This is a genomic window from Sinorhizobium sp. CCBAU 05631 (assembly GCF_002288505.1).
Lineage (GTDB): Bacteria > Pseudomonadota > Alphaproteobacteria > Rhizobiales > Rhizobiaceae > Sinorhizobium > Sinorhizobium fredii_C.
Genome location: NZ_CP023063.1, coordinates 270,217 through 281,596 on the forward strand (window position 1 = coordinate 270,217; position 11,380 = coordinate 281,596).

Here is an 11,380-nt window from a genome sequence, read left to right on the forward strand (position 1 = left end):
GCAAAGGTCGCTGCAGCGCTTGAATTGCTGCATGTCTGGGTCCTTAAACCGAGTTTGATTTAAGGAGACATGCAGTGAGCAATCCCGGGCATCTTTCGGCACCTGCGAGTTCATAGCCGTGGTGGCGGCGGATCCGCCCGGTGATCTCACACTAACGTTGATATCAACGTAAATCCGCTCGGCTGTCAACCGGGAGCTACGTTTTCCCTAGACCGAACTGTCGGGACACCGATTCGGTGGACTGCCGGCGACGTCAGTCTCCCGGAAACAAAGTGCGACGATCTCCATTCCGCGTTATAATCGACATGCGGCGGTTTAGATGGAAAGGCGCAGCCGATGAAGAGCCTAGCAATCGTTGCCTTGTCGCTCGCGACGACGTTGACAAGCGTCCCGCCGGCCATGGCATTTCCAATCGTTGTCGAGGCGAAGGTCGAGGCAGCGCAGGCGCAGCCGGTCCAGTACAGGCGCTATCGCGGTGGCTATCGGGGCGGGTACCACGGGCATCACCATAACGGTGGTGGTGGCGATGACTGGGCCTGGGCGCTCGGAGGGCTCGCAGCCGGCGCGCTCATCGGCGGGCTGTTGACGCAGCCGAGGTATTATGGGCCCGGCTACTACGATCAGTATTACGATCAGGGCTATTACGGACCGACCTATTATCGGCCGCGCTACTACGCGCCGCGTTATTACCGTCAGACCTATTATGGCGGCAATGCGCATGCGCGCTGGTGCTATGCGCGTTATCGGTCCTACAGGGCTTACGACAACACGTTCCAACCCTATTACGGTCCGCGACAGGCGTGCGTATCGCCTTACTATTGATAACACGGCGCCACGGAGCCTCATGCCACGCACGTGAGCCTAGGCAGGCCCCGCCGATGACCGCCTTCGAGATCCGGCGCCCCCTGGCGTTCACCACTCCAGCTCCGGACAAATTGCAACGGCCCCGCTTCGGGTGAGGCGGGGCCGTTAGCTCGATCAAATCAGGCTTGGACTAGATGGCCTGGTATGCCGCGATGATCGCTTCCACCTGCGAGTCGTCCAGTGCATCCACCTGAGCCGTGGTGACGGCCAGCAACTGGTCGCTGGAGAGGCTCAGGATATCGTCGCTGGACAGGCCGGCGAGTGCGCTCGTGCTGATCGCGGCGATGTCGGCGGTCGAGAAGGTCGCGAGGTCATCCGTGGAGAGTGCTGCGATATCGGCCGAGTCCAGCGCTGCGACCTGGGCCGAGGTCAGCGCCTCGACCTGATCGGTGCTCATCGCGTCGATCTGGTCGGAGCTCAGAGCGCCGATGACCTTCGTGCTCAAGGCGGCGACCTGGTCGGTGGTGAGCGCCGCGACGTTATCCGTCGAGAGCGCGGTCAGCTGCGTCGAGGTGAGCGCCGCGATCTGGGCCGAGGTGAGCGCTGCCACCTGGTCCGAGGTGAGCGCCCCGATCTGCGCGGTGGACAGTGCTGCGACCTGGGTGGTCTTCAGCGCCGCAGCCTGGTCGGTCGAAAGGGCCGCCAGATTGTCGGTGGAAAGACCCGTCAGAGCAGTCACCGAGATTGCCGCGATGTCGGCAGTCGAGAAGGTCCCGAGATCCTCCGATGCGAAGGCTGCAAGCTGCGCCGAGCCGAGCGCGGCCACCTGTGCCGTCGTCAGAGCCTCAGCCTGAGCGGAGCTCATGGCGTCGATCTGGGTGGAGCTCAGGGCGGCGACCGTCTTCGAGTTCAGCGCCGCGACCTGGTCGGTGGAGAGCGCCGCGACGTTGTCGGTGGAGAGCACCGCAATCTGCGTGGAGCTCAGGGTGCCGACCTGGGACGTGGTGAGCGCAGCCACCTGATCCGAGGTGAGGGCGGCGATCTGGGCGCTCTTCAGCGCTGCGATCTGGCTGGTCTTCAGCGCTGCCGCCTGGTCCGTCGACAGTGCCGCGACATTGTCGGTCGTCAATCCGGCGAGGGCAGTCGCGGTGATCGCAGCGATCTCGGCGGTCGAGAAGGTTGCGATGTCCTCGGAAGCCAGAGCCGCAATGTCGGCCGAGTCGAGCGCCGCGATCTGGGCGGAGGTCAAGGCTTCAGCCTGATCGGACGTCAGCGCGCCGATCTGTGCCGAGCTCAGCGCTGCGACCGTCTTCGAGTTCAACGCTGCCACCTGATCGGTCGAGAGCGCGGCGACATTGTCGGTGGAGAGCGCCGAAATCTGCGTCGAGGTCAGGGCTGCCACCTGCGACGAGGTGAGGGCAACGACCTGGTCCGATGTCAGGGCGGCGATCTGGCCCGTCTTCAGCGCCACGACCTGGGTGGTCTTCAGTGCTGCGGTCTGATCGGTGGAGAGAGCTGCGACATTATCGGTGGAAAGACCGCCCAGCGCCGTGACCGTGATCGCTGCAATATCGGCGGTCGAGAAGCCGGCGATATCCTCGGAGGCGAAAGCCGCAAGCTGCGTCGAGGTGAGCGCCGCCACCTGCGCCGTGGTCAGTGCCTCGGCCTGATCGGAGGTCAGTGCTTCGATCTGCGCCGAAGTGAGCGCTGCGACACTCTTCGAGTTGAGCGCTGCGAACTGATCGGTCGAGAGCGCCGCGACATTGTCGGTCGTCAGTGCCTTCACCTGCGTCGAGGTCAGGGCTCCGACCTGCGACGAGGTGAGCGCCACGACCTGATCCGAGGTAAGCGCGCCGACCTGGGCGGTCGAGAGCGCTGCGACCTGGCCGGTCTTCAGTGCCGCAGCCTGATCGGTCGAAAGGGCCGCGAGATTGTCGGTGGAAAGACCCGTCAGCGCGGTGACCGAGATTGCCGCGATATCGGTGGTGGAGAAGGTCGCCAGATCTTCGGAAGCGAAGGCGGCGAGCTGCGTCGAGCCGAGCGCGGCCACCTGCGCCGTCGTCAGAGCCTCAGCCTGATCGGAGCTCAGGGCGTCGATCTGGGTCGAGGTGAGCGCCGCGACCGTCTTCGAGTTCAGCGCCGCGACCTGATCGGTGGAGAGCGCGGCGACATTGTCGGTGGAGAGCACCGAAACCTGCGTCGAGCTCAGGGCTCCGACCTGGGACGTGGTGAGCGCGACGATCTGGTCCGAGGTGAGCGCCGCGATCTGGGCGGTTTTCAGCGCCGCGATCTGGGTGGTCTTCAACGCAGCGGCCTGGTCGGTGGACAGTGCCGCGACATTGTCGGTCGAGAGGCCTGCAAGGGCGGCGACGGTGATGGCCGCAATGTCTGCCGTCGAGAAGGTCGCGATATCTTCCGAGGCCAGGGCGCCAAGCTGGGCCATGGTCAAGGCGGCGACCTGCGCCGAGGTCAGCGCTTCGAGCTGATCGGAGCTCATCGCATCGATCTGCACCGTCGAAAGCGACGCCAGCGTCTTGGTGTTGAGCGCCGCGACCTGATCGGTGGTCAGTGCCGAGAGGCTGTCGGTGGTGATCGCGGAGGCCTGCGTCGAGGTCAGGGCACCGATCTGAGTGGTGCTCAGGGCGGCGATCTGGTCCGAGGTGAGGGCGGCGATCTGGGTGCTCTTCAGCGCTGCGACCTGGGTGGTCTTCAGTGCTGCGGCCTGATCGGTCGATAGGGCCGCGACATTGTCGGTGGAGAGGCCGGCGAGCGCTGCGACCGAGATCGCCGCGATGTCGGCGGTCGAGAAGGCTGCGATATCTTCCGAAGCGAGCGCAGAAAGTTGTGTCGAGCTGAGCGCGCCGACAAGAACCGAGGTCAGCGCCTCCACCTGAGTGGAGCTGAGCGCGCCGATCTGTGCCGTGCTCAAGGCCGCGACAGTCTTCGAGTTCAGCGCTGCCACCTGATCGGTGGAGAGTGCCGCGATATTGTCGGTGCTGATGGCGGACACCTGCGACGAGGTCAGCGCTGCGACCTGGGAGGAACTCAGGGCCACGATCTGGTCCGAAGTCAGGGCGGCGATCTGGGCGGTCTTCAGCGCCGCGACCTGGGTGGTCTTCAGCGCTGCGGCCTGATCGGTGGAGAGTGCCGCGACATTGTCGGTGGAAAGACCGGTCAGGGCAGTGACCGAGATTGCCGCAACGTCGGCGGTCGAGAACCCGCCGATGTCCTCCGAGGCGAAGGCCGCAATCTGGGTCGAGCTGAGCGATGCCACTTGAGCCGTGGTGAGAGCTTCGGCCTGGTCGGAAGTCAGGGCCTCTACCTGTGTGGAGCTCAGCGCTGCGACCGTCTTCGAGTTCAAGGCGGCGACCTGGTCGGTGGAGAGCGCGGCGACATTGTCGGTGGAGAGCGCCTTGACCTGCGTCGAGGTCAGGGCTCCGACCTGCGACGAGGTGAGCGCCACGACCTGATCGGAGGTGAGGGCGGCAATCTGCGTCGACTTCAGCGCCGCGACCTGGGTGGTCTTCAGCGCAGCCGCCTGGTCGGTGGAGAGTGCCGCGACGTTATCGGTGGAAAGACCTGCCAGCGCCGTGACGGTGATCGCCGCAATGTCGGCGGTCGAGAAGGCGGCGATATCCTCCGAGGCGAAGGCCGCGATCTGCGTCGAGGTGAGCGCGGCCACCTGGGCCGTGGTCAGAGCCTCGGCCTGGTCGGAAGTGAGCGCGCCGATCTGTGCGGATGTCAGAGCCGCGACCGCCTTCGAGTTGAGCGCTGCGACCTGGTCGGTGGAGAGTGCGGCAACATTATCTGTGGAGAGCGCCGCCACCTGTGTGGAGCTCAGCGCTCCGACCTGGGACGAGGTCAGCGCCACGACCTGGTCGGAGGTAAGGGCGGCGATCTGGGTGGTTTTCAGTGCTGCGAGCTGGCTGGTTTTCAGCGCTGCGGTCTGATCGGTGGTCAGAGCGGCGACATTATCCGTAGAGAGACCCGACAGGGCGGTCGCGGTGATTGCCGCAATCTCCGAGGTCGAGAAAGTTCCGATATCCTCGGAAGCCAGCGCGGCAATATCGGCCGAATCGAAGGCGGCAATCTGAACGGCGGACAGAGCGTCGACCTGATCGGAGGTCAGCGCGCCGATCTGGGCCGAGCTCAGAGCTGCGACGGTCTTGGAGTTGAGCGCTGCGACCTGATCGGTGGAGAGCGCTGCGACATTGTCGGTGGAGAGTGCAGAAATCTGCGTCGAACTCAGGACGCCGACCTGCGACGAGGTGAGCGCCACGACCTGATCGGAGGTGAGGGCGGCGATCTGGGCGGTCTTCAGCGCGGCGACCTGGGTGGTCTTCAGCGCTGCGGCCTGATCGGTGGAGAGAGCTGCGACATTATCGGTGGAAAGACCGCCCAGCGCCGTGACCGTGATCGCTGCAATATCGACGGTCGAGAAGCCGGCGATATCCTCGGAGGCGAAAGCCGCAAGCTGCGTCGAGGTGAGCGCCGCCACCTGCGCCGTGGTCAGTGCCTCGGCCTGATCGGAAGTCAGCGCTTCGATCTGTGCCGAAGTCAGCGCCGCGACGGTCTTCGAGTTGAGCGCTGCGACCTGGTCGGTGGACAGGGCGGCGATGTTGTCGGTGGAGAGCGCCTTTACCTGTGTCGAGCTCAGGACGGCGACCTGCGAAGTGCTGAGCGCGCCGATCTGGTCCGACGTGAGGGCGGCGATCTGCGTGGTCTTCAGCGCTGCAACCTGGGTGGTCTTCAGGGCAGCGGCCTGGTCGGTCGACAGTGCCGCGAGATTGTCGGTGGAGAGACCTGCCAGCGCGGTGGCGGAAATCGCTGCGACCTCGGCGGTCGAGAAGGTGGTGATATCTTCCGAGGCCAGCGCCGCGATCTGCGTCGAGGTGAGCGCGGCCACTTGCGACGTGGTCAGCGCCTCGGCCTGGTCGGACGTCAGGCCGCCGATCTGTGCCGAGCTGAGCGCCGCCACCTGCGACGTCGCCAGGCTTGCGATCTTCGCCGCATCGATGGCTGCCAGCTGGTCGAGGCTGATGCCGGCGACCGAGGTTGCGGCAATGGCGCTCAGCTGTGCGGTGGAGAAGATCGCGACATCTTCCGTATCGAGCGCCGCAATCTGGGTCGAGGAAAGCGCCTTGACCTGAGCAGTGGTCATAGCCGCGACGTCTTCCGTAGTCAGCGAGGCAACTGCGGAGGTCGAGAGATTTTTGATCTGCGTGACGCTCAGAGAAGAGATGATGGAAGTCATGGACGCGAGCCTTCAAAGTTAATCGCTTGTGGAGTTAACCCGTTGGCGCCGACCGTGCGACAAGCGCTGGGAACCCTTGAGGGTCCAAGCGCGTGATGCGTGCGACCACATGCGACGCCCGTCCACCCGGACGCGAAGACCAGCTTCGGCTGTCGAACCGTCCTGATGGGCGAATATCGGGTTGAGGGACATGGCTCGCGTGAGCCCTAGCGTTCGGAAAGCTTCATGCAGACAGGACGAGCGCGTCCTATTTCCTACGCCAATGAATGAAACTTTTCCCTTGGCGGGATCGGTTTCGTCATCTTCGCCGCAGCCTCATCCGGCGGTTGCTGACTGCGGTACTCGGTTACTACGACTAGCTACGAAAGTTAAAGTTTTAGTTAACGGGCCAGGTCAAACAAAGATCGCAACGCTCGACCGAACGCCCCCGGCTGCAGACGCGACGATTCGGGTGCAGACGCACGTCCCAAGCGACGCTACACAGCGAAGCGGCCGTTCGCAATATTCAGCGAAACCTAAAATGACCTGGAGGGTCGATCCGGTCGTGGGCGCTCACGTGCCAAGCCGAGGAACCGGGCAGATGTTGGAGCAAACCCGCCCCCGCGAGTCGCAAGGAGGCGCAAGCCCAAGGCAAGCTAGTCGGGTTAATGGCCTAAAACAGCATTCGCAGATGTTCTCAGAGTCGGCCGCCAACTCGCCTGTCAGTGGGATTTCCATGACCATCTACACTCATCTTGCCTCGGATCCTGCTTCGCCGCTTGCTGGCTTCCTGGAAAGGGCGCGGCAGCAGCGGCTCCCGCTCACGGAATTGTTTCAGTTTGCAGAAAGCTTCAATGCCGCCGGGCAGAGAGCACAGGCCGCCGAACTCTATAAATCCTGGATCGCCTACAACGATACCAATCCGCTGCTTCACCTCGTTTATTTCAACTACTCCGTCACGCTCAGGCAGCTGGGCGATCTCGCCGGCTCCATTCATGCGTTGCGCGCTTGCCTGAAGCTCGAACCGCGCTTCGGCCAGGGCCACATCAATCTCGGCCGCGCGCTGGAGGATGCCGGCCTGACGGGACAGGCGATCCAACAATGGCAGGTCTATTCCGAGGCGACCTCCGAGATCACGCCCGAGCGCGCTGCGCATCGGCTGATGGTTCTCCAGCATATGGGCCGTGTGCTCGAGAATGCCGGCCTCATGGAAGAGGCGGAAAACACCCTGTTGAAGGCGATCGAGCTCAGACCCGACAAGACGGAGGCCGGTCAGCATTGGACTTCGCTGCGGCAACGGCAATGCAAATGGCCGACATTGGTCCCCTCCGAGCATGTTTCGCATCGGCAACTGCTCGATGCGCTCTCGCCCTTGACCCTCGCCTGCTATGCCGACGATCCGGTCTTCCAGCTCGCCAAGGCCTATCGCTACTGCAAGTCGCTTGTCGGCCGCCCCGATTTGAGCGGCTTCCCGAAGCCTCAGCCTCGGCACAAATCCGGCACCGGGCAGACATTGCGCGTCGGCTATGTGTCCTCGGACCTGCGCGATCACGCGGTCGGCTTCGCGCTCAGCGAAGTCTTCGAGACGCACGACAAGGATAGCGTCGAGATCTATGCCTATTACTGCGGCGAAGCACGGACGGGCGACGCAACGCAGACGCGGATGATGGACGCCATCGACTGCTGGCGCGACATTTCCGCAGTCAGCGACAGCGACGCTGCAAAGCAGATCGTCGCCGACGAAATCGACATCCTCGTCGACGTCAACGGCTACACGAAGCATGCCCGCACCAGGATCTTCGCGTATCGGCCGGCCCCGGTGATCGTCAGCTTCTGCGGTTACCCAGGCACCATGGGCAGCCCCTTCCACCAATATGTCATTGCCGACGAGCAGATCATCCCGCCCGAAAACGAGATCTACTATTCGGAAAAGGTGCTGAGGATCCCGTGCAACCAGCCCGTCGACCGCAAGCGGCAGATCGCGCCGCGGCCGAGCCGGGCGGAAGCGGGGCTGCCCGAGGATGCGTTCATCTTCGCCTGCTTCAACGGCATGCAGAAGATCACCGCCGCCTGCTTCGACCGCTGGATGGCGATCCTTGCCGCGACCCCCGGCAGCTACCTCTGGCTGCTCGGTGGCGGCGACGATGTCGATCAGCGCCTCAAGCAAGCGGCCGAGCAGCGCGGCGTGTCCTCCGAGCGGCTGATCTTCGCTTCGAAGGCTCCCAATCCCAAGCATCTGGCCCGCATCGAATTGGCCGATCTCTTCCTCGACACCTTCCCCTACGGGGCGCATTCCACCGCGGGCGACGCGCTGACCATGGGATTGCCGGTGCTGACATTCCCCGGGAACGGCTTCGCATCGCGGTTCTGCTCGAGCATCGTTGCCGCGGCCGGCGTCCCGGAGCTCATCTGCGACGGACCCGACGACTTCGTCCAGAAGGCGATCGCCTTTGCGCGGGACCGTCAGGGCCTCGCCACGGTCCGCCAGGCGCTGGAGAGCCGGCGCGACGCCAGCGTATTGCGCGACATCCCGGCGCTGGTCCGGCGCCTCGAGGAACTGTTCTGGCAGATGCAGGGCGAGTGCGAGCGCGGCGAAACGCCTGTGCCCGATCTCGGCAATCTCGACATCTACTACGAGGTCGGAGCGGAGATCATGAAGGAGAACGTGGAGTTCGTCGACAGTGCCGCCTATCGGCAGCGTTATGTCGAGAAACTGGCCGAGTGGCACGCCTTTGCGCCGATCCCGTTCGACTCCCGCCTGTGGACAGCGTCGGCGGCCGGCGCGCGCTGAGCGGCACCAATTCCAGACAGTGAGGATGATATGGCTCCGGTTATACTTGTCACATTCGCAGGCCGACAGAAAAGGATGGAAATCCTCACCCGGTACATCCATTCCGCTTTGGATGCCGGGATCATAGACGAGTGGCATGTCTGGGATTTCACCCGCTCGCAGCAGGATCATGAGTGGGTCACGCGCGAATTCGGGCCCGTCCGCTACATGGGCTCCGCCGCCCCCTACCAGTCCAACGGATCGGTAGCGCCCAACCAGCCGCTGCGCCTCCGCGCGACGATCACCAACGACCTTCACATTGCCATCGTTCCGAATGGCAGCGGCGAAGACTATTTCGAACTGGTCGTCGGCGGCTGGAGCAATTCGCACTCGGTCCTGCGGAAACTGCCGCTGGGCCAGCTCAGGAGTTTCGACCGCAACGATGTACCGGCGTTGTGGAGCAGGCCCACGCCGGGCATCCTGTCGCCAGGCACCGCCAACCAGATCGTCCTCAACGTCGATGCGGACGGCGTTCCGTCGCTCCATGTCAACAATGTCGCGATCGGCCGCTGGACCGAGCTCGATCTGTCGGCCGGCGCGTCCATACTGGTCAGAGGCGGCTGGGGCGCAGATCTGGAGCTCGGCAACGTCCGCTCACGCATCCATCGTTTCGTCGGCAATCCGAACGAGCAGATGCCCTACTGGCAGGCCTATGACTACTACGCCAAGCGGCTGAAGACCTTTTCCGATTCGATATTCCTGAAATGCGATGACGACATCGTCTACATGGATCTCGCAAAGCTCAGCGACTTCATCGAATTCCGGCGAACGAATCCGAAATATGTCGTCGTGTCTGCCAATGTGGTGAACAACGGCGTCTGCGCGCACTGGCAGCAGGTAGCGGGCTCCATTCCGGCAGGGGTTGGCCACTTCGAACGGCCGCCGGGCGGGTTCGGAGGAAGCCTCTGGCAGAGCGCCGAACGGGCCAACGAGCTGCACGACTATTTCCTGCAGACCAACAGCAAGCACCTGCCTTTGCCCAGCAAGGTAGTCGAATGGACCGAACGCCAATCGATCAACTTCATCGCCTGGCTAGGCAAGGACCTCGTGCACATGGCCCTGCCGAAGGGAGACGACGAGCGCGCGCTAACCGTCGACCTGCCGATGCTGCTCGAGCGGCCGACGGCGATCTATTCGGATTTCACCGTCAGCCATTTGAGCTTCGGCCCCCAGGAGCAGGGCCTGGCGCTCGACCGCCTGATCGATGCCTATGACGGGTTGATGCGCAGCGCGCTCGCCGCGTAGCACCTTCGACTAATTCAATACGGGACTGGAGCCTCTTCGAATGCGTGCAAGCGGAACAATCGGCATCGTTGGGGCGGGGTTGTCGGGTGCGGTCATCGGCCGGGAGCTGGCCGAGGCGGGCCACCAAGTCGAGATCTTCGATGCGCGCGACCATATCGCCGGAAACTGCCATACGGAGCGCGACGAAGACACCGGAGTCATGATCCATGTCTACGGTCCGCATATCTTCCACACCGACGACCGGGAGGTGTGGGACTATGTCAACGGCTTCCAGACCTTCATGCCTTACAAGAACCGCGTGAAGACGACCTCGGGGGACCAGGTCTATTCGCTGCCGGTCAATCTTCACACGATCAATCAGTTCTTCGGCAAGACCTTCAGGCCGGACGAGGCCCGCGCCTTCATCGAAGCCCAGGCGGACACCTCGATCGAGGACCCGAAAACCTTTGAAGAGCAAGCGCTTCGCTTCGTCGGCAAGGACCTCTACGAGGCCTTCTTCCAGGGGTATACGCAAAAGCAGTGGGGCTGCTCGCCGACCGAGTTGCCGGCATCCATCCTGAAACGCCTTCCGGTGCGCTTCAATTACGACGACAACTACTTCGCGCACAAATATCAGGGCATGCCGGAGAACGGCTACACGGACATGGTCGGCCGCATTCTCGACCATCCCAACATCAATGTGATCCTGAAGTCGCGGTTTGTCCGGGCGCAAAAAGACGATTTTGCGCATGTGTTCTACTCCGGCTCGCTCGACGGCTATCTGGATCACGAATTCGGCCCGTTGGGCTACCGAACGCTCGACTTCGACCGTTTCGAGTATGACGGCGATTTCCAGGGCTGCGCGGTCATGAACTACGGCGACGTCTCCGTTCCGTATACGCGGATCACCGAGCACAAGCATTTCTCGCCCTGGGAGGAGCATAGCGGCTCTGTCTGCTATCGCGAATTCTCCCGCGCATGCGGCCCTGACGACATCCCCTATTATCCGATCCGACTCGTCAGGGACAAGGAACAACTGGCCCAATATGTCGAGCGTGCAAGCCGCGAAACAGCGGTCACCTTTGTCGGTCGGCTCGGCACCTATCGCTATCTCGACATGGACGTGACCATTCGTGAGGCCCTCGATACGGCGAGGCTCTACTTTGCCCGCAAGGCGGAAAATCAGCCCATGCCGGTCTTCCTGCATTCGCCGATCTGATCGGCGGTGGTGGGGCGATTGTTGTACTGGCGGAAGTCCGATTGCAGGCACTCCGATCGGCAGACGGCTG

General features: G+C 63.3%; 5 protein-coding genes. 4 read left to right on the forward strand and 1 reads right to left on the reverse strand.

Going from position 1 to position 11,380, the window contains the following annotated elements:
- The first annotated feature begins 336 nt into the window (after positions 1 to 336).
- Positions 337 to 822 (forward strand): BA14K family protein, encoded by a 486-nt coding sequence (locus tag SS05631_RS01260; protein ID WP_037423794.1) that lies wholly within the window; start codon positions 337 to 339, stop codon positions 820 to 822.
- A gap of 172 nt (positions 823 to 994) precedes the next feature.
- Here the strand turns inward: SS05631_RS01260 and SS05631_RS01265 are convergent, their stop codons facing one another.
- Positions 995 to 6,058 carry a hypothetical protein gene (locus SS05631_RS01265; RefSeq protein ID WP_095677904.1) on the reverse strand — a complete coding sequence of 1,688 codons (5,064 nt, stop codon included), beginning with the start codon at positions 6,056 to 6,058 and terminating at the stop codon, positions 995 to 997.
- Positions 6,059 to 6,773: 715 nt separating this feature from the next.
- On the opposite strand from SS05631_RS01265, the gene SS05631_RS01270 reads away from it, so the two are divergent.
- Genes SS05631_RS01270 through glf form a run of 3 tightly spaced genes read left to right on the forward strand, consistent with a single transcriptional unit; the run spans position 6,774 to position 11,310 of the window.
- On the forward strand, positions 6,774 to 8,828 hold the full coding sequence (locus SS05631_RS01270; protein WP_037423800.1) for a hypothetical protein: 2,055 nt from the start codon (positions 6,774 to 6,776) through the stop codon (positions 8,826 to 8,828).
- Positions 8,829 to 8,858: 30 nt separating this feature from the next.
- Positions 8,859 to 10,112: a hypothetical protein gene (locus tag SS05631_RS01275; RefSeq protein WP_037423803.1), complete on the forward strand. Its 1,254-nt coding sequence runs from the start codon at positions 8,859 to 8,861 to the stop codon at positions 10,110 to 10,112.
- A 40-nt stretch (positions 10,113 to 10,152) separates the two neighbouring features.
- Positions 10,153 to 11,310 carry a UDP-galactopyranose mutase gene (glf, locus tag SS05631_RS01280; RefSeq protein ID WP_037423806.1) on the forward strand — a complete coding sequence of 386 codons (1,158 nt, stop codon included), beginning with the start codon at positions 10,153 to 10,155 and terminating at the stop codon, positions 11,308 to 11,310.
- Positions 11,311 to 11,380 lie beyond the last annotated feature (70 nt).

Coding starts and splice junctions, on each gene's coding strand:
- SS05631_RS01270 (WP_037423800.1), top strand. CDS start 6,774: ATGACCATCTACACTCATCTTGCCTCGGATCCTGCTTCGCCGCTTGCT.
- glf (WP_037423806.1), top strand. CDS start 10,153: ATGCGTGCAAGCGGAACAATCGGCATCGTTGGGGCGGGGTTGTCGGGT.
- SS05631_RS01265 (WP_095677904.1), bottom strand. CDS start 6,058: ATGACTTCCATCATCTCTTCTCTGAGCGTCACGCAGATCAAAAATCTC.
- SS05631_RS01275 (WP_037423803.1), top strand. CDS start 8,859: ATGGCTCCGGTTATACTTGTCACATTCGCAGGCCGACAGAAAAGGATG.
- SS05631_RS01260 (WP_037423794.1), top strand. CDS start 337: ATGAAGAGCCTAGCAATCGTTGCCTTGTCGCTCGCGACGACGTTGACA.